The organism is Hyphococcus formosus, assembly GCF_046736345.1.
Taxonomy (GTDB): domain Bacteria; phylum Pseudomonadota; class Alphaproteobacteria; order Caulobacterales; family Parvularculaceae; genus Hyphococcus; species Hyphococcus formosus.
Window position 1 is genome coordinate 389,636 of sequence record NZ_CP157210.1, and the last position, 19,082, is coordinate 408,717.

Sequence of the window (19,082 nt, forward strand, 5' to 3'; positions counted from 1 at the left end):
TTACCTATGAAAACGATCCGTAGATTGCTTGTCGCCAATCGTGGCGAGATTGCCTGCCGCATTATTCGAACCGCTAAGATACACGGTATAGAGACGATCGCGGTTTACTCTGCCGCAGATGAAGGCGCATTGCATGTAAGGCAGGCCGATCAAGCGGAATTTATTGGCCCGGCGGAACCGGCAAAAAGCTATCTCAATATTGATGCGATTATTGCCGCAGCCAAGCGTTCAAATGCGGATGCTATCCATCCGGGTTATGGTTTTCTTTCGGAACGGGCGGACTTTGCCGCTGCTTGTAAATCGGAAAATATCATATTTGTCGGGCCACCCGCGGATGCGATTAGTGCCATGGGCGACAAAGCCAGTGCGAAAGAGCGGATGATCGCTGCGGGCGTGCTATGTATACCGGGCTTTCAAGGCGCTGACCAATCAATTGAGCGGCTAACCAAGGAAGCTGAGAACATCGGTTTTCCCGTCATGGTGAAGGCTTCCGCTGGTGGTGGCGGACGCGGTATGCGGATTGTCGAAGATCCCAATAATCTCTCGTCAGCATTGAAATCAGCGAAAGCCGAAGCTGAAAGCGCCTTCGGCGATGGGAATTTGCTGTTAGAGCGTGCGGTGATCGGTGCAAGGCATATCGAAATTCAGATATTTGCCGATGAACACGGTAATTGCATTTATCTCGGCGAGCGGGATTGTTCTTTGCAAAGGCGCAATCAAAAAGTCATCGAAGAAGCACCGTCACCGGTGTTGTCCGATGACCAACGGGTCGTCATGGGTGAAGCGGCGGTAAAAGCGGCAAAAGTTGTCGGATATGTCGGGGCCGGGACGGTTGAATTTCTTTACGACGTGACGCGGCAGGAGTTCTACTTCCTTGAAATGAATACGCGGCTTCAGGTCGAACACCCGGTAACCGAAATGGTTACGGGGCTTGATCTCGTCGAAATTCAGCTCGACGTCGCTGCGGGAAATCCACTGCCGATAACGCAAGCGGATATTGAAATTAGCGGCTGGTCGATGGAAGCACGTCTTTACGCCGAGGACCCTGCCAACGGGTTTGTTCCGCATTCCGGCACTGTGTCGCGTTTCGAGCCCGCACCCGGAGTTCGCTGTGATACGGGGATAGAAACTGGCGATGTTTTGCCAAGCCATTATGACCCGATGGTTGCGAAAGTCATTGCCCATGGCCGCACGCGCGACGAAGCCCGTAGAAAGCTAGTGCAGGGATTAAATTCGACTGTGTTGTTCGGGGTGGTCAACAATCGCGGATTTCTCGTCTCGCTATTGGAGAGCAAAGAATTTGCCTCAGGTGATGCGGCCACTGACTTTATCGAGAAAAACATAGGAAGATTAGGGACGAGGCAAAGCCATCCACTCGCTGTTGCGCTCGCGGCGGCGGCAATGATTGATGTTCCGTTCGAGAGCGAACTAACGGGATGGAACTCTCGTGGTATAGCGGAATTTCCGTTGATGTTGGATGTAGGAAGTGATGGACTAATCCGCGCTACGGTTTCGCTTAATGGCCGCGACCTCACCGTGCGCGTGAATGACGAGGTTTCGGAAATTCGGGTCGAGAGAAAGACAGAACAAGAAATTCAATTCTCGTCGAATGGCGCAAAACAAAGAGCCATAATATGCCGCCTAGGTGACGCTATCGACGTTCAGATCGACGGAGTATCCCACGAGTATAAAGACGTTACGTTGGCACCGGCATCCGATACGGCCGGCGGGGATAGTATAATAAAAGCGCCAATGGCCGGATTGGTGACCTCTGTCTCGGTCAGTGCGGGGGATAAGGTTTCAAAGGGGCAAACTGTGGCGACGATTGAAGCCATGAAGATGGAACACCAATTAAAAGTCCCGCGCGACGGTGTTGTATCTGATGTCATTGCAAAAACTGGCGATCAAGTCGCCATACGTTCGAAGCTGGTCATTCTGGAGGCGGAAAATCAATGAGTGAAAAAGCAATAATAACTTGTGCCCTGACCGGTGTTTTGACCAATCCGGAACAGCACCCGGTGCCAGTTACGCCAGAGCAAATGGCGCAAGAAGCGAAACGTGCTTTTGATGCAGGCGCGTCAATCATGCATGTTCATTACCGCCAGCAAGAAAAAGGAAAGGGACACCTTCCGACTTGGGATCCGGTGATTTGTAATGAGATAAATGAGGCCATTCGCGCGGCATGCCCCGGCGTTGTAATTAATATGACGACTGGTGTTGTCGGATCGGAATATGGATATGTGCTCGATTATTTGCGCGCCTGTAAGCCCGAAATGGCGGCCTGTAATGCGGGAACACTGAATTATTTGAAAACCCGGAAAGATGGTTCTTGGGCGTGGCCGCCGATGGTTTTCGATAATCCGGCTTCGAAGGTAAAAGACTTCATCGACGTGATGAAAGAGTGCAATATCATTCCGGAATTTGAATGTTTCGATATTGGTATTGTTCGCTCTGTTGGGCTCTATATCGAAAACGGCATGACCGATCATGCGGATTATAATTTTGTGATGGGTGTCGCCAGCGGCATGCCTGCTGATCCCGACCTGCTGCCATTGTTAGTCAAATACAAAAAAGCTGGCATGCCTTGGCAGGCGACCGTTATCGGTCGCCAGGACGTTTGGGCGGTCCATGAAAAAGTCGCTGAACTTGGCGGTAATCTAAGGACTGGCCTTGAAGATTGTTTTTATCTGCCAGATGGCACCAAGGCTTCTTCGAATGGCCCGATGATAGAAGCCCTTGCAAATTGCGCAAAAAAAGCGGGGCGCGATGTTTCGAGCCCCGCTGAAACCAGAAAAACGCTGGGGTTAAACTAGTCGGCTTCGACTTCTTCTGCCGCCAATAGTTTCTCGGCCTCAAGCGCTGCCATACAGCCCATACCCGCAGCGGTTACGGCCTGACGATAAATGTCATCCGTGACGTCGCCGGCGGCGTAGATGCCGGGAATATCGGTTGCGGTTGAATCCGGTTTGGTTACCAAATAGCCGTGATCTTTCATCGGCAATTTACCTTCAAAAAGTTCGGTTGATGGCTTGTGCCCGATAGCAACGAAAACCCCATCCGTCGCGATGTCGCGGGTCTCACCGGTTTTCATGCTTTTCAAACGAGCGCCCGTAACGCCGAGTGGGTTCTCATCGCCGAGGATTTCGTCAAGCGTATGGTCCCAGATGACTTCAATATTTTCCTTCGCGAATAATCGCGCTTGAAGAATCTTTTCTGCGCGCAATTCGTCGCGCCGATGGACCAGCGTAACTTTTTTTGCGAGACCTGCAAGATAAAGGGCTTCCTCGACGGCTGTATTACCGCCACCGATAACAACCACGTCTTTGTTGCGATAGAAAAACCCGTCACAGGTCGCGCATGCGGAAACGCCGAAGCCTTGGAATTTTTCTTCTGATGGCAAGCCAAGCCATTTTGCCTGAGCGCCCGTTGCAATGATGAGCGCGTCGGTTTCATAGGTTTCGCCGCTATCACCCTTGAGCGTAAAAGGGCGATTTGAAACATCGACGTCTGTGATCAGATCATTGATGAATTCCGTGCCCACATGTTCGGCTTGCTTTTGCATCTGTTCCATCAGCCATGGGCCCTGAATAACATCCGCAAAACCGGGATAGTTCTCGACATCGGTTGTAATGGTCATCTGACCGCCCGGCTGTAGGCCGTGAACAAGAACAGGCTTCAGGCCCGCGCGGGCGGCATAAATCGCTGCGGTCAATCCGGCAGGGCCGGAGCCTAGAATCAACAAACGTGTCTTTTTCACTTCTTGTCCTCGTTTCTCGTATCGGTCGCTCAATGCGCGCCGGTCACATCAAATGGCGGGTAGGCCGCAACAGTTCAAGCCGACTAAGCGGCTGGCTCGCGCAGGCGTTACCAAACCGAGGGCCATTGGACTAGCCCCCGGAACCGATGAACCCCGTGGGCCGTTTTCTTTAGGCCGAAACGACTAGGACCCTTGCGGGAATGCGGAAAAAATGGTAACAAATGTTACTAATTGAATTTGGGTAATTGCCCATATCGCAGGAGGAGCCCCCAATGGCACGGAAATGGATCACCCCGTCGCGAATCGAAGGCGAGGCATCACGGCAGGCCCATGCGGATATGCCCAAGGGGACCTATGAGCGGGAGATTTCGAAAGAAGGCTTTTTTGGCCCAGCCGCTTTCATGCATCACAAGCGGCCACCGACCAGTTGGGTCAATTTCGAAGGGCCATTGCGGCCGCGCGCGTTTGATCTCGCAGCGCTAAACCATTCATATAAATCACCGTGGACCGCTGACCGAATCCTGCACAATAACGCGACTGAAATCAGATTTTGGCGACTGGATCAGCCGATGGATGTCCTCGCGCGGAATGCCGATGGCGATCAGTTATTGTTCATTCATGACGGCGAGGGCGATCTTTATTGTGATTATGGCCATCTGAGTTTCGAAGCGGGGGACTATATCATGTTGCCGCGCGGAACTATGTGGCGGCTCGCCCCTTCAAAAGCCGTTTCGATACTGATGATCGAGGCGACTAATAATCACTATACCCTGCCGGACAAAGGCTTGTTGGGTCCCCATGCGATTTTTGATCCGGCAGTGTTGGAAGCGCCGTCGATCAATGATGCATTCCGCGAGCATCAATCGAACGATGACGAAACACATGTCGAAATAAAAAAACGTGGGCAAGTCTCGGTCGCGACTTATCCCTATAACCCGCTTGATGTTGTCGGATGGCATGGCGAATTAGCACCAGTGAAACTGAATGTCCGGGATGTGCGGCCCATCATGTCGCATCGTTACCATGTGCCGCCATCGGCGCACACGACGTTTCTTTCGGACAGATTTGTTGTTTGTACTTTCGCGCCGCGTCCATTCGAGACAGACCCAGGCGCGCTCAAAGTGCCGTTCTTCCATAATAACGACGATTATGACGAAGTTCTGTTTTATCATGCAGGTGATTTTTTCAGCCGTGATAATATCGATGCGGGTATGATGACATTTCATCCGTCGGGATTTACCCACGGGCCGCATCCGAAAGCACTTGAAAATATGCTGGTGTCGAAAAAGCCAGCAACCGACGAATATGCCGTGATGATCGATACGCGAGACCCGCTTGATGTTGGGCCGGATGTTGATGCAGTCGAAAACAAGGACTACGTCAATAGCTGGCGAACAAGCGAGTAAAATGAATGACGCGTACACAACACCCTGATCCTGAATCCCTTTGCTGCGAATCCATGCAGGCAGCGTTGGAGATGAACTGCGATAATCACGACGACCCATTTGAGTGTCCGGACAGTCTTATTGCTTACAATGAGGCATTTAATCAGTTCGGATTGATTGTGCATGATGGCGGAAGGAACGTTGTCATCATCCGTCATTGTCCGTGGTGCGGCGTAAGCCTGTCACTCTAAATTAAGCAAAAATGCTGGAGGTACTATGAAATTAGCATCGTTAAAGAGTGGCCGCGACGGCAAGCTCGTTGTCGTGTCAAATGACCTGACCCGCTACACAGATGCGGGCCGTGTCGCGCCGACATTGCAGGCCGCGCTCGATGATTGGGAGAATGTCGCGCCCGGATTACGCGAACTCGCGCAAGGCGTTGAGACCGGATCCGTTCCGGTAGAGCGTTTCCACGAACGCGAGGCAGCGTCACCATTGCCACGAGCCTATCAGTGGGCGGATGGTTCGGCGTATATCAATCATGTTGAGCTCGTGAGAAAAGCACGCGGCGCTGAAGTGCCAGAGAGTTTTTATGAAGACCCTCTGATGTATCAGGGCGGATCGGATTCGTTTCTCGGGCCGCGCGATGCCATCCGTATGCCACAGGATGAAGGCTGGGGCATCGACATGGAAGGTGAGGTCGCTGTTATCACCGGTGATGTGCCGATGGGTGTCAGCGCTGACGAAGCAGGCGATTACATTCGATTGGTCATGTTGGTGAATGATGTTTCATTGCGCGGCCTAATTCCCGGTGAGTTGGCAAAGGGATTTGGTTTTTTTCAATCCAAGCCGTCCTCGGCCTTCAGCCCTGTTGCGGTTACGCCGGATGCGTTAGGCGATGCGTGGAAAGATAGCTCGCTGCATCTCCCGCTGTTGGTTCGCTATAATGGAGAGCCTTTCGGTCAGGCCCATGCGGGTAAAGACCTGACCTTCAATTTTGCGCAATTGATTGCTCACGCGGCGCGATCGCGGCCTCTTTGCGCCGGTACGATCATTGGGTCGGGTACAGTCTCAAACAAGCTGGATGGCGGACCCGGCAAACCGATTTCCGAAGGAGGCGATGGTTATTCCTGCATTGCCGAAATTCGAATGATCGAAACCATCAAGAATGGTGAGCCAAAAACACCCTTCATGCGCTTTGGTGACACGGTAGAAATCAAGATGAAAGATAGCGATGGGCGGTCTATCTTCGGTTCTATCGATCAGAAGGTAGAAAAATACGAGCGTTAATTGTAGAGACTCCGTAAGCTTGGTTTCGGAGTCTCTCTTTTGAAAAATGCGCTCTTTGTCGGTTTTGTATCATGGTCAGCTCTGACGGGGAGCGGCGTTGCGTCTGCGCAAGATGGTGTCGTGGTCACCGCGGAGCGGCGCGCGCAGTCGCTTCAAGAGGTGCCCTTAAGCATTTCCGCAATCGACCAAGATGAATTGAAGCTAATTGACGCCGATCACGTGTCGGAAATTTTAGCGCGGGTGCCCGGTGTTGCCCTACATCGGGGATCCGGGGCTGAGCACCTGACCGCAATTCGTTCGCCCGTCTTAACGTCTGGCGCGGGGGCAGGGTCTTTTTTATTCCTTGAGAATGGCGTGCCTATTCGGTCCGCTGGCTTTGCCAATATCAATGGGCTGTTCGGGGCGCATTATGAAATTGCAGATCGGGTTGAGGTCGTGCGCGGCCCGTCCGGGGCGGTTTACGGTGCCAATGCTATTCACGGGGTCATCAATGTTCTGACGCCCTTGCCAACGGAGGACACATCAATCTTCGCAGAGGCATTTGGCGATACTGAGGACCGTTATAAATTCAAGGGCACGGTTTCTGGCAGCAACGGCGCACATGGCTGGTTCATAGGCGGTTCCGTGGTGACCGAAGCGGGATATCGCGATGATGCTGGGATCGACCAGCAAAAGCTTACCTTGCGGCATGTTTTTGATGATGGCGGCGTTACGATTGATACCATATTCTCGTTTGACAATCTCGAACAGGAAACAGCAGGTTTCATATTCGGTGAGGATACGTTAAACGATCGAGCGCTTAGACGGACAAATAATTTCCCATTCGCTTATCGTGACGCCAAGGCGGCGCGACTTCAATCAACCTTTATCATCGATACCGGCGAAAATACTCGAATTAAATTCACGCCTTATGCGCGTTGGAATCAGATGGAGTTCCCGCAGCATTTCCTCCCCTCCAATGCTTTAGAAGAAAATGGTCATTGGAGTATGGGTGCCCAAAGCGCAATCTACCATGATGCGGGTGCGCTTTCACTGATTGCAGGCACCGATATTGAGTACACGGATGGATATTTGAGCGAATTCCAATCTGCGCCAAGGATTTTTTCTTATACGCCCGGTCAACATTACGATTACGATGTCTCTGCTGTGAATTTGTCAGGCTTTGTACAGGCATCATATGAGCTAACGCCGCGCACAATCGCAACGGCCGCAATGCGGGTTGACGGCACATTTTACGATTATGACAACAAGATCGACAGCGGATTCGAAGGGCGTTTTTTAAGGCTTGATGATAGGTCAGATGAATTTGTGACGGCCAGTCCGAAATTCACATTGATGCATCACATCGATGATCAAACTTCGATATATGCGAGCTATTCACGCGGAACTCGACCGCCGCAAACGTCGGACCTTTATCGGCTACAAATTAATCAAACCGGTGATCAGGCACGTCCTGAAAAAATTGACGCCTTCGAAGTCGGCGCGCGCGCCCAAATTGGATCGATTGTCGATCTCAGCCTATCCGGCTTTTTCATGGATAAGCGCAATTTCTTTTTCCGCGACGCGGATGGGTTTAATGTTGCGAATGGGAAAACACGTCATTTAGGTATTGAGGGCGATATAATGATTGCCCTTCACCCAACGCTTAGCTTGCAAAGTGCGGTGACCTATGCGGCGCATACGTATCGTTTCGATCGGATAACCGGACAGGCGACCGAGACAATCAACTTTGGAGACGATGTTGATACGGCACCGCGCGTCATCGCGAATACGCGGCTGAAATGGACACCGACAGAGCGCGCGACATTGGAAGCGGAGTGGGTTTCGATGGGCTCTTATTTCACCGACGCTGCCAATGACCATGTTTATGATGGGCATGATGTATTGAATTTACGGGCCGAACTTGGCGTAACGTCCAGGCTTGCGGTTTTTGCGACCATTCGAAATTTAACGGATACGCTTTATGCGGAACGAGCGGATTTCGCATTTGGAAATGATCGATATTTCCCGGGGGAAGAGCGCACTTTCGGCTTCGGTATTCGTTATCGGCAGTGACCGGATCTGCTGTTGAGACTTTTCTTGTCTGTTATTAGCGCATAGCCTCTGCGCAGATAGATGGGAGAATAGTTTTGGCTAGTCTGCGCGCAAATTTCTTTAACTGGTATATCAAGGCGACATTTCGCTCAAAGCCAATTCATCTCATGCCGCCTAAATCTCTCCGCGAGGGGGCGGAAAAATTGGCACCGGAAAAGCCGCCAGCAGGCATCACGATGGAACTTGTTCAAGAGCCGAACATTCGCGGGGAATGGCATCGCGCCGTCGATGCTGCGCGCGGCAGAACAGTTTTTTACATGCATGGCGGCGGTTATGTTTTCGGATCACCAAAATCTCACCGCGATGCGACTTTCGCCCTCGCCAAGCAAGCAAGAGCGGATGTTTTCTCGCTCGACTATCGCTTGGCACCGGAGAACCCGTTCCCCGCGGCGGTGGAAGACGCTGTCATGGCTTATGAATGGTTGCTAGGGCAGGGGTGCGATCCTGAGACAATGGTATTGGGCGGCGATTCCGCTGGCGGTGGGTTAACGCTCGCGCTTTTGTTGTCGATTAAGGAAAGAAATCTACCAATGCCGTCGGGGGCGTTGCTTTATTCTCCGTGGACAGACCTTGCGGCGACGGGCCATTCGATAAAAGATAATGACGCAAGCGACGCGATGTTCAAAGCCGTTTATATTGTCGAGGGGGCAAAACGCTATCTGGGCGATGCTGATCCGAAAAATCCATTGGCGTCGCCGCTTTATGGTGACCTTTCGGGGCTACCGCCGATATTGACTTTTGCGAGTAAAGCCGAGGTGTTATTGGACGATTCTGTGCGTCTGCATCTAAGGCTTGAAGAGGCAAGCGTTGATTCGACCTTGATCCTTGAGGATGGACTTTGTCATGTCTGGCCGATCTTTCCTAGCCGTTTTCCCGAAGCTATGATGGCCGTTGAAAAGGCTGCTTCATTTATAAGCAAACAGACCGGAGAGAATACGCTCAAATGAAACCTGCGACCGGAAAGCTCATAATTTCGATCATTCTCGATTTGTTGGACTTCACGATCGGTCGAATACCGGGGTTAGAAATGGTCGTAGACGGATTATTAGGCGTCGCAGCGGTCGTGATGTGGGGCTGGCCGGGCTTAATTGCGTTTTGGGAAATTGCTGACCCGACCGGGCAGGTCGATGCCTTTGTCCCTACGCTTACGCTGTTGGCGCTTAGCCAGATGCGGAAAGAAAAATCTGCCCGTCCTGATCGTTAAGCGACCAAGACAGGCAGTGGCTACTGTTTATGGACGACCCGGTCCATATGATCGGAACTCGCCATTTTCCCACCATGTGTCACCGGTGCGCGGGTCCACATAATAATAGCGATTGGTATAATTATCGTAGCGTCGCTCGCCGTCATCTCGCGCGCGGCCGAAACAGTCATCCGCACGGGAACAACCGGCAATTGCACCGCCAACGGCACCGACACCAGCGCCAATCGCGGCACCGCGTCCGGGCTTACCGGCAATGACTTCGCCTGCGACTGCGCCAGCAGCTGCGCCGGCTGCAGCACCATAGGCGGCATTCCGTTCCGCGGTTCCCGAGGAGGTGCACGCGGAAACAAGTAAAAGGCTACTGGTTGCTGCGGATAAAAGTAACTTCATGGGTACTCCCTCATTCAGCACCCGATTGTCATCGGGCCATATAATGGGGGAACACAATGATTGGTGCGCCGTTCCGAGACCTTACGAAAGTGAAATAAGGAAAACCCGGCGCAGTCATCAGACTGGCCGGGTCTTGCAACGCAACTCCAGTAGTCGAGGGATTAGTATCTGCCGCGGCGTCCCTGCCGGCGGCCATAATCACGGAAGGAACCATCGTCCCAATAGGTGTCACCGTAATATGGATCTTCGTAATAATAGCGACCAGAATAACGATCATAGCGTCTGTGGCCGTGATCTCGGGCGCGGCCCCAACAGGTTCCGGCGCGTGAACACCCTTCATAGGCGCCTAGCGCCGCGCCAACGAGCGCACCATAGGCGGCCCCTTTGCCTGGACTACCGGCGAAAACCTCACCTGCGATGGCACCACCCGCTGCGCCGAGCATTGCCCCGGTCAGCGCACCTTCGCCCGTAGATTGACACCCTGTAACGGCCAACATCATGGCACCAGAGGCGATCAAAATATTCTTCATTGTGTTCTCCTTCGCATGGGTAATGCGCTGAAATTATTCGACTTACTCAAACCATGCGGCCCCTGCCGCTCTGTCACAAAGAGTTAACCAAGCCCGCAAGGCAAGAATGAGGCAGAGCTGCGGCGGAATTGGGCGCTACTGCATCACACTCTTGCGAGGTGGCCAGATTGGCATAGGTTGCAGACAAGCCATCCCCGCATGAATCCGGGGGTAAAGCGACGACAGAAAAGGAGATCGATATGAGCGCCACTAAAAGCAAGGCCGTGTTCCTAACCAGTTATCCGGCCGGAATGCCCGGTCACGAGCATTTCGAAACGCGCGAGATCGACGTCGCAAAGCCCGGCGAAGGTGAAATGTTGTGCCGAACGGTTTGGATGTCCGTTGATCCGTATATGCGCGGGCGAATGCGGCCGGATGTCAAAAGCTATATTCCGCCATTCTCATTAGATGCGCCGCTCGAAGGCGGTGCCGTTTCCGAAGTCATCGAATCGAATGTTCCCGGTTTTGAAGCGGGCGATTATATCGTCGATTTTCTTGGCGGCTGGAAAGAATATTACATCTCAAAGGGCGAGCGCACACAAAAGGTCGATCCCAACCTCGCGCCGCTTTCCGCCTATCTCGGCGTGCTCGGAATGCCGGGCATGACAGCCTGGGCTGGTGTCACGCAGATTTTGAAACCTCAAGAAGGTGAAACACTGTTCGTATCGGGTGCTGCGGGCGCTGTTGGGTCGGTGGTGTGTCAGTTGGGTAAGGCAAAAGGTGCGCGCGTTATCGCGTCAGCGGGTTCAAAAGAAAAATGTGAGTGGCTCGAAAAAGAAGCCGGCGTAGACGTCGCGCTAAACTATAAGGACTACAAAAATGCTGGTGAGCTGACGAAAGCGCTGGCAGAGGCCGCGCCGAAAGGCGTCAATTGTTATTTCGAAAATGTTGGCGGTATGCATCTCGAAGCGGCGCTCAACTGTATTGCGCTGGGCGGTCGGATCGCGCTTTGCGGGATGATTGCGGTTTACAACAACAAGGAAGCTGAGCCCGGACCACCCAATCTTGTTAATTTGATTGGTCGCGGGGTGATGGCGCGCGGATTCATTGTCTCTGAATATATGGATAAAGCGATGGAATTCGCCGCCGAAGTTGCACCGCTTCTGGCGCAGGGTAAAATAAAATATCAAGAATCCGTATACGATGGAATTAATAAGGCACCGGATGCCTTCGTCGGTTTGTTCAAAGGCGAGAATTTGGGCAAGGCGGTTGTCCGCGTCGGGCCAGACAAACAATAGGCGATCATCGAATTGATTTTAAAGGGCCCGACATTGTTCGGGCCTTTTTTGTACCTGCTAAGGGGTTTTGCGCCGGGCCCAAGCTGGTGCTAGCCTATCGTCCTGCAGATGGGAGGTGCGGATAATGAAATATTTGTTGGTATTAATTGCGACGGTCGGGCTTGGTGCCTGTACGACGGTGGGCCCCATGACCTATGGACCTGCGGATGCCAAGGGCTTCGGCTACGAAGACACGCAAATCGAATCAGACCGTCATCGCATCACCTATCGCGGTTCTGGTGATATGCCGCCCGAACAGGTCGAAGATTATGCGCTTTTACGTGCCGGTGAAATCACCATCGCAAAAGGATATGACTGGTTCCGCGTTATCGGACGTGACGTGAGCGGCGAAGAACGCGGCGGGGTCGGTATTGGTGCTGGTTTTGGCACTGGCTCCTATGGTCGGCGCAGTAGTGTTGGCGTCGGTGTTGGCGGTGACCTTGGAACCGTCGGTGGCCGGACTTTCTATACAGCGCGTATTGAAGTGCTGCTGGGCCGCGGCGCACCACCAGATGACGGCCAATATTTTGATGCGCGTGAAATAATCGATACAATCGGCGGGCGGGTTTAAATGAGCACCGGTAAAATGGAATGGCAATCGCTTCGCCGGGTCGTGACCAGCAATGACGAAAATGGTCGCTCACGAGTGTTGATCGATGGATCCGCAGCGAAATTGATCGCGCTAGAAGAAGCAGGGTTGGCAGAAATTTGGTCAGCGGAATTGTCTGAGAAAAGATTATTCGATGCGTCAGACCGCCTTTCAGATATTGATCTTGCGCTCGAACCCGAGGCCGGCACGGTCAAAGTCAGATGGTTCTCGGTTGCGCCCGATGACGAGGAAAAAACCACTGAGGAACTTGAGGCCGCTGCGGCTTTTGCGTTCGGCGCGGTCGATGCATCCCATTGCCGGGTTGATACCAGCCGTCACCCGATGATGCATAAAACCGACTCACTAGACGTAATTATTCTCGTTAAGGGCGCGGTTGATATGTTGTTGGATGATGACGAAGCCACGTCTTTGAAGCCCGGTGATGTGGTCATTCAGCGCGCGACCAATCACGCATGGGTCAATAAAGGCAAGGAAACAGCGCTTTTAGTTGCAGTTTTGATAAACGTAAAAAATTGATTGGTCGTCCCAATGAGCGAAGAAAATCTGGCAGACACATTCAATAAAATGAATGCGCCTTTTGCGAAAACAATGGGCGTGCGGATGACATTGGTCACCAAATCCCGCGTAGAGGGCGAATTGGATGTGACCGAAGAGAACTGCACCATACCGCCAACTCTACATGGCGGCGCGATCATGGCCTTCGCCGATAATATGGGCGGCATTGGTGCGTTTATGAACATGCCGGAAGGCGCAATGACCTCGACAATTGAAAGCAAGACAAACTTTCTGCGCGCCATCCCGGTCGGGCAAGTTGCCAAAGGTGTTTCGACGCCGGTCAATATTGGCAGGACGCTGCAAGTCTGGAAAACAGAAGTTTTTCGCGAAGATGGGAAGCTGGCGGCGGTGGTGACACAAACCCAGATTATTCGTCCGGGCGATTAATGTCGCTCAAAAAATGCTGCCATTTTTTTGAATTGATCGACCGATAACTCTTCAGCGCGCTGTGTTTCTGTGACATTTGCGGCTTCCAACATAGGTCCGAGCTTTTCACCGCAAAGGGATTTAAGTGAAGAGCGCAGCATTTTGCGCCGCTGTGAAAAAGCCGATTGGGTTATTTTTTCAAGCGCATCAATATGCGCGAAAGGCGTATCCGGCTGTTCAAACAAAACGACCGTCGATTCCACTTTGGGCGGCGGTGTGAAGGCGCGCGCCGGCAAATTGAATGCCCGCGATGGGCGCGATGCGACTTGAGAGATAATCGACAAACGCCCAAAGGTTTTTGACCCCGGAGCGGCTAGAATGCGGTCGGCGACTTCTTTTTGGAACATGAGCGCCATAACCGACCAAAGTGCTGGACCGGCCTTCAGCCATTTGATCAGGAGTTCCGTCGAAATATTATAGGGAAGGTTCGCAACAACTTTCACAGGAACCTTGTCGCCAAGGACGGAGATTTCGTCCACGCGCATTGCATCTGCCTCGATTACGTTGAGGCGATTGTCGAATGCGTCATTTACTTGCGCCAGGGCATCGATACACCGGTTGTCTCGTTCGATTGCAACAACATTGGCCCCGGTTTCAAGCAATGCTCTGGTCAATCCGCCGGGTCCCGGTCCGATTTCTAGGACCTGATCTCCTTGAGATACATTCGCCGCCCGCGCTATTTTCCGCGTCATGTTAAGGTCAAGCAGAAAATGTTGGCCTAAAGACTTTTTCGCGCCTAGGTCGAATTGCTCAATTACATCGCGCAAGGGCGGAAGCGTGTTATTCGGAGAGGTCATTGGGCGGAGGCTCGGCTTTCGGCCATGGTTGCTGCTAGGCGAATGGCGGCGAGCAGACTATCTGCGCGCGCGAGGCCTTTGCCTGCAATATCAAGCGCGGTTCCGTGGTCCGGTGAGGTACGGATGATTGGCAAGCCAAGTGTGACATTGACGGCGTCGTGAAAGGCCAATGTTTTAGCCGGGATGAGTGCCTGATCATGGAGCATGCAAAGCGCAGCGTCATAGGTTGCCCGTGCCTCTTCGTGAAACATGGTGTCGGCCGGTAACGGGCCGCGTGCATCGATGCCTCGTTTTTTAAGCGAGGCAACCGCAGGTGCGATCTCGGCCAAGTCTTCTTTGCCAAGCGCACCGCCTTCGCCAGCATGTGGGTTTAATCCGGATATTGCGAGCCGTGGATTGGCGACGCCAAAATCGAATTGCAGCGCCTCAGCAGTAACCTTTGCTGCTTTCTCGATCATTGTCGCAGAAAGGTCGGTGGCAGCCGAGGCGACTGATTGATGAATGGTCACGGGCACGGTTTTAAGGGCAGGGCCAGCCAACATCATGACGGGTCCACGCGTCCGGCCGTTGGGCATGGGCGTATCATTGGTAAGGTCCGCCAAAAATTCAGTGTGGCCGGGAAACTTGAAACCCGAGGCGATCAACGATGATTTCTGGATCGGGTTCGTGACAACTGCCGATGCTTCGCCGGAAAGGGCATATCCGACAGCCTTTTCTATGCTGGCTATGACTGCGGAGGCATTTCTGGGCGAGGCTTCGCCAAGCGTCATGGATACAGATTGTCCGAGTGGCAAAACGGGCAATGCGTCGTCGAATATCTTCGCCGTTTCGCTGGGGGCATTAATCTCGCGGATTGGAACGCCAGCTCCTTTAAAGAGATCGACGCTAGACAGGACAAAAAAACAAAGGCCGGAGCCGCGCAGTTTGTTCCACGCGCTGACCGTAATTTCCGCGCCAACGCCGCCGGGCTCGCCCATGGTTAGAGCGAGCGGGTTAATGGCACCGCGCTGTGTGGTCATGGTGTTACCCGTTTGATTGAAGCAGCGACTTCATGCGTACATCCACCATCGCGTCACGCTCTACGTCGCGTAGATATTGTTGCGCGATCCGTGCGAGCTGGCGGGAGTAGATCCGATTTTCCAACGCTTCCCGTGACGGCAGGCCAAGCCCTTCGTCCTTGTCGCAGACATAGGCCGAATGATAGGCGTTGTCGGCTTTAATGACCGGGCTTTGCTCATCACGGCTCAGGTCTTCGATATGTGGCCGGAAACGCTCGTCAATTTGGTCAAGGGTTACATTTTCAAGAAGGCTATAACCAACGCCTTTGCCCAGATCAATGCGCAATGAACGCCCCGAGCAGAGTTCTGCGGATTTGATCTTATCAAGGGCCGCACGGGCTGCGTTATTGCCTAAAGATTCATCAGCGGCAGCATAAGCAAGCGTGAAGGTTGGTTCGCCTTTCTCCGTCGCCTGACGTTTATCCCGCACAGCAAGGATCATGAATGCGCCTTCAGATGGAATAGGGTTTGTAACCGAGCCCGGCGGCAAATCACGAATTGCGGCGTCGAGTTCCTCTGAGAGTTCGCCCGAGCGTACCCATCCAAGATCGCCGCCAACTGCGGCTGTCGTACAAGCTGAGAATTGTTGCGCGACGACCGAAAACGGAACACCGCGGCGCATTTGTTCGATCAGCTGCATCGAACCTTGATAATATTGCTGCGCCTGAGACGGATTATCGACGGGAATACAAATCTCTGAGACAAGATATTGCTCCTTGCTCGCATCTTCACGCATGCGCTCAAGGGTGTTTTCGATTTCGTCTTCGCTCACGCGCACCCGGTCGCGATACCGGCCCTGGACCAACTGTGGCCAAGCGATCTGCGCGCGGATTTGCTCGCGCAGGGATTTAATCGAAACGCCGGTACCTTCGAGCATTTCGATCATTTGTTTTAGGGTCAGCCCCGATTGAGCCGCCATCATATTCAGCTCGTCATTGATCTCTTCGTCGGTAACCTGAAGCTCGTATTTTCGGGTTTCCTGTAATTTGAGCCGTTCTTCGATCAGGTCGCGAAGGGCCTGCGCCTGCAATTGCGGGAAGGCCTCCTGTGGGAGTTTACCACCAGAAGAGATCACCATCATTTTCATGCGCTGGCGAACGTCAAAAGTCGTCACGACCGAGTCGTTAACAACGGCCGCAACTGCGCTTGCCGGGACGCCTGATCTGGCAATAACCTCGTCACTGGTGGGGCGTTCTTCAGATTCGGGGGCTTGGGCGAAAGCTGAGGCCATGCTTAAGAAAATGCTGCAAGCCACTGAACTTAATAACGAAAATCGCATTAGCGTACTTTATCCTGTATTTACTATCATCGTCCGGCCCAGTGCGAAAATAGACTGAATTGTGCGCGGTGCAAGCGCTCACTCTACCAGCGATTTAAGTGTGAAGGTAAGAATGATTGCATTGTCGCGTTTTAAATTGGCGTCAAAGGTCCGATTTCGTCTGTAGGTGATGCCGAAGGTCGAACACTCGTCCTCATAACCGACGGTGAAATCTTGGCGAATAGTTTGATCGCTTTCAAGATCGACCCGCCACGCACCGCCGACCGACCAGTGATCTAGGACTTTTACGCGGCCGGTTGCGGTCAGTTCTTCACGGCGCGTCAGATTATTAGCGACGTTTTCCTCGTTCAGGCGAACATAGCTCAAATTCGCGAGGAACCGCTTTGAGCGATAAAAGGCGAGGGACTCTGCGCGTTGGATGCCGCCATTCTTATCGTCGAGGCGGAAACGGTTTTCGATACCGACATTTTTATACCGAACATTGAGTGATCCAACGATATCCGAACTTTTCTCACCAAGGCCGGACGAGGAGTCAAAAGCGTTCGTGTTCTGAATACGGTATTGCTGGCCGATGGCCCCTTCGACGGAAATACCGTTCGGGAAAATTGCCGATGCGGTCAGGCCGATATTCATCCGCTGGCCGTCTTCAAACGCGTCATAGCCCGTCGATTTATTATAATCGAACAAGCCCGCATAATCGAATTCAATACTCTGCGAGTCTTCGTTGAGGATCTCGACAGGGTTTTGATCTGCCAAGCTGGCGACGATCTGGACCCGAGGCTCGAGGAAAAGACGCGCTCCATGAAACTCCCGCGTTAGCGGATAAGACCATTCAGCACCGATCGTTGGTGCAATACGGTTTTCAAAATCGGATGTTTCGGTCGTAGAGAAACCGGGGAAGTCATTCACACAAGACGAGGTTGCGCTCGTGCAGATCTCTGTACCCAAATCGAGATCCTGAAAACGATAGAGGTCGGCGCGGGCCTCAGCGAAAACATTAAAGCGATGGCCACCGCGGGTAATGAAGTCCCGTTCCCAATTTGCTGACGTCGTCAGACGCTGAGAGTCGATCCCTTCGGTACGGTAAAGTACGGCCATATTCGCCCCGATTGAGGCGCGGCCACCAAGGATCTTGTCATCGAACTTATATTTATAATCTACGAGCGGTAGGACATAGGGGATCGTCGCTGAATCATCAGACGATCGAAGGCCCTGAAAGACGAATGTGTCAAAGGTCAGATTTGACCCGCCGCTTTTCCATTCGACTTTGGCGTTACTACGAAGCTGGTTGGTCTGGCCGCGGTCAAGCTCCTGCCGGAGGTCACCGCGTCGTTCAACGTCATACTGGCGGAGATAGGTGTCATCCGACACGCGCTCAATGTCATAGCTGACACGCCAATTATCACCAAAGTCGCGATAGCCGCGACCAAACAGGTGCCACCTTACGCCGGGGACATCTTCGGTTGGCTCGCTTGTATTGTCATAGTCGATGACACCGCCAGATAGGACGTGATAGCCGTCATTCCCCTTGCGCCGCCATTCACCCTGCCACAACACACCGTCTGACGTTGTGAATTTCGGGAAAAAGGTCGCATCCTGATGATTGGAAATCGCCAGATAATAAGGCAGCTCGATATTGAAACCGAGGCGGCTCGACGTTCCGATATTCGGCGGTAGAAAACCGGACTGGCGTTCAACCGACGGATCCGGCGTTTGCAGGAAGGGCGCATAGATAATCGGTATGCCCTTCATTTCGAGGAATGCATGATGGAAACGAACGACTTTTCGTTCTTTGTCGCGCGTGACCCTTAGGGCCTTTATCCGCCAAGTGGGCGTCTTGCCTTCGCCCTGTTCGTTACACACATTACACGAAGTATATACGGCGCGGCTGAGACGGGTGCGCGCACCTTGTTCCTGAATGGCGCTATCGGCCGCGAGCCGGGCATTATCTTCGAGAAGGGCAGAGAAATTTTCTGCGATGCCGTCGCGAAGATCGCCGGATAGTTCGACCCGTCCAGCGAACGCAGTTTCAAGATCGGAGTCCGTGATGGAGACATTGCCCTCTGCGATGACAATATCGGTATTGGGATTGTAGATCAGCTTATCGGCCCGCAAATAGCGCTCACCGAAATAGGCCCGAACATCACCTTCGGCGATGATGGGGCCTTCGTCGAAATCTCGGGTGACGGTATCCGCCTCGAACAGGACCGTTTCCTGTTCTTCTTCGTCTGGAATGGATACGGGATCGCTCTGCGCCATCGCGCTGGTGGTTATGCCGGACGGAACAAAACCGCCACCGACGCTAGCCAGCACCGTTGACATTAATAGGCGCGCTATAAGGCGGTTATCAGTCGACACAAAAAAAGGCCCTTCGCAGCGCGAATCAGTAAG

At 52.9% G+C, this 19,082-nt stretch carries 19 protein-coding genes; 12 read left to right on the top strand and 7 right to left on the bottom strand.

Annotated features, from left to right (window positions below; translation table 11 throughout):
• Positions 1-6 precede the first annotated feature (6 nt).
• Both ABFZ83_RS01785 and ABFZ83_RS01790 read left to right on the top strand, forming a co-directional pair.
• Positions 7-1,956 (top strand): biotin carboxylase N-terminal domain-containing protein, encoded by a 1,950-nt coding sequence (locus ABFZ83_RS01785; protein ID WP_411817726.1) that lies wholly within the window; start codon positions 7-9, stop codon positions 1,954-1,956.
• Positions 1,953-2,813 (top strand): 3-keto-5-aminohexanoate cleavage protein, encoded by an 861-nt coding sequence (locus tag ABFZ83_RS01790; protein ID WP_411817727.1) that lies wholly within the window; start codon positions 1,953-1,955, stop codon positions 2,811-2,813. Before ABFZ83_RS01785 ends, ABFZ83_RS01790 begins: the two co-directional genes overlap by 4 nt.
• Here ABFZ83_RS01790 and trxB read toward each other — a convergent pair.
• On the bottom strand, positions 2,810-3,757 hold the full coding sequence (gene trxB / locus ABFZ83_RS01795; RefSeq protein WP_411817728.1) for a thioredoxin-disulfide reductase: 948 nt from the start codon (positions 3,755-3,757) through the stop codon (positions 2,810-2,812). The genes ABFZ83_RS01790 and trxB overlap by 4 nt on opposite strands.
• Positions 3,758-4,029: 272 nt before the next feature.
• On the opposite strand from trxB, the gene ABFZ83_RS01800 reads away from it, so the two are divergent.
• The 6 genes from ABFZ83_RS01800 (at position 4,030) to ABFZ83_RS01825 (ending at position 9,730) form a co-directional block, all read left to right on the top strand.
• Positions 4,030-5,163, top strand: coding sequence for a homogentisate 1,2-dioxygenase (locus ABFZ83_RS01800; RefSeq protein ID WP_411817729.1), 1,134 nt, complete (start codon positions 4,030-4,032; stop codon positions 5,161-5,163).
• A gap of 5 nt (positions 5,164-5,168) precedes the next feature.
• Entirely contained in the window at positions 5,169-5,393 is a 225-nt protein-coding gene (locus tag ABFZ83_RS01805; RefSeq protein ID WP_411817730.1) for a DUF6980 family protein, read from the top strand.
• Between the two features lie 25 nt (positions 5,394-5,418).
• A complete protein-coding gene (locus ABFZ83_RS01810) occupies positions 5,419-6,432 on the top strand; it encodes a fumarylacetoacetate hydrolase family protein (RefSeq protein ID WP_411817731.1) in 1,014 nt (337 codons plus the stop codon).
• A 39-nt stretch (positions 6,433-6,471) separates the two neighbouring features.
• Positions 6,472-8,487 carry a TonB-dependent receptor gene (locus tag ABFZ83_RS01815; RefSeq protein WP_411817732.1) on the top strand — a complete coding sequence of 672 codons (2,016 nt, stop codon included), beginning with the start codon at positions 6,472-6,474 and terminating at the stop codon, positions 8,485-8,487.
• Positions 8,488-8,561: 74 nt separating this feature from the next.
• Positions 8,562-9,473 (top strand): alpha/beta hydrolase, encoded by a 912-nt coding sequence (locus ABFZ83_RS01820; RefSeq protein ID WP_411817733.1) that lies wholly within the window; start codon positions 8,562-8,564, stop codon positions 9,471-9,473.
• A complete protein-coding gene (locus ABFZ83_RS01825; protein ID WP_411817734.1) occupies positions 9,470-9,730 on the top strand; it encodes a hypothetical protein in 261 nt (86 codons plus the stop codon). Before ABFZ83_RS01820 ends, ABFZ83_RS01825 begins: the two co-directional genes overlap by 4 nt.
• Positions 9,731-9,757: 27 nt before the next feature.
• On the opposite strand, the gene ABFZ83_RS01830 is transcribed toward ABFZ83_RS01825, so the two are convergent.
• Together ABFZ83_RS01830 and ABFZ83_RS01835 are read right to left on the bottom strand one after the other, a co-directional pair.
• Positions 9,758-10,120: a YMGG-like glycine zipper-containing protein gene (locus ABFZ83_RS01830; protein ID WP_411817735.1), complete on the bottom strand. Its 363-nt coding sequence runs from the start codon at positions 10,118-10,120 to the stop codon at positions 9,758-9,760.
• A 161-nt stretch (positions 10,121-10,281) separates the two neighbouring features.
• Positions 10,282-10,650: a hypothetical protein gene (locus ABFZ83_RS01835; RefSeq protein ID WP_411817736.1), complete on the bottom strand. Its 369-nt coding sequence runs from the start codon at positions 10,648-10,650 to the stop codon at positions 10,282-10,284.
• Positions 10,651-10,889: 239 nt separating this feature from the next.
• Between ABFZ83_RS01835 and ABFZ83_RS01840 the strand changes: the two genes are divergently transcribed.
• The 4 genes from ABFZ83_RS01840 (at position 10,890) to ABFZ83_RS01855 (ending at position 13,518) form a co-directional block, all read left to right on the top strand.
• Positions 10,890-11,927: an NADP-dependent oxidoreductase gene (locus ABFZ83_RS01840; RefSeq protein ID WP_411817737.1), complete on the top strand. Its 1,038-nt coding sequence runs from the start codon at positions 10,890-10,892 to the stop codon at positions 11,925-11,927.
• Between the two features lie 124 nt (positions 11,928-12,051).
• The gene (locus tag ABFZ83_RS01845; RefSeq protein WP_411817738.1) at positions 12,052-12,537 is read left to right on the top strand and encodes a CC0125/CC1285 family lipoprotein; all 486 of its coding nucleotides are present in this window, start codon (positions 12,052-12,054) and stop codon (positions 12,535-12,537) included.
• A complete protein-coding gene (locus ABFZ83_RS01850) occupies positions 12,538-13,092 on the top strand; it encodes a cupin domain-containing protein (RefSeq protein WP_411817739.1) in 555 nt (184 codons plus the stop codon).
• Positions 13,093-13,104: 12 nt separating this feature from the next.
• Positions 13,105-13,518, top strand: a complete 414-nt coding sequence (locus ABFZ83_RS01855) for a PaaI family thioesterase (protein WP_411817740.1) — start codon at positions 13,105-13,107, stop codon at positions 13,516-13,518.
• Here ABFZ83_RS01855 and rsmA read toward each other — a convergent pair.
• The 4 genes from rsmA to ABFZ83_RS01875 form a co-directional block, all read right to left on the bottom strand.
• On the bottom strand, positions 13,515-14,354 hold the full coding sequence (rsmA, locus tag ABFZ83_RS01860; RefSeq protein WP_411817741.1) for a 16S rRNA (adenine(1518)-N(6)/adenine(1519)-N(6))-dimethyltransferase RsmA: 840 nt from the start codon (positions 14,352-14,354) through the stop codon (positions 13,515-13,517). The two genes, ABFZ83_RS01855 and rsmA, sit on opposite strands and share 4 nt — an antisense overlap.
• Positions 14,351-15,373 (bottom strand): 4-hydroxythreonine-4-phosphate dehydrogenase PdxA, encoded by a 1,023-nt coding sequence (pdxA, locus tag ABFZ83_RS01865; protein WP_411817742.1) that lies wholly within the window; start codon positions 15,371-15,373, stop codon positions 14,351-14,353. The genes rsmA and pdxA overlap by 4 nt, the downstream gene beginning before the upstream one ends.
• Positions 15,374-15,377: 4 nt before the next feature.
• Entirely contained in the window at positions 15,378-16,643 is a 1,266-nt protein-coding gene (locus ABFZ83_RS01870; protein ID WP_411817743.1) for a peptidylprolyl isomerase, read from the bottom strand.
• A 126-nt stretch (positions 16,644-16,769) separates the two neighbouring features.
• Positions 16,770-19,013, bottom strand: a complete 2,244-nt coding sequence (locus tag ABFZ83_RS01875; protein WP_411817744.1) for an LPS-assembly protein LptD — start codon at positions 19,011-19,013, stop codon at positions 16,770-16,772.
• Positions 19,014-19,082: the final 69 nt, after the last annotated feature.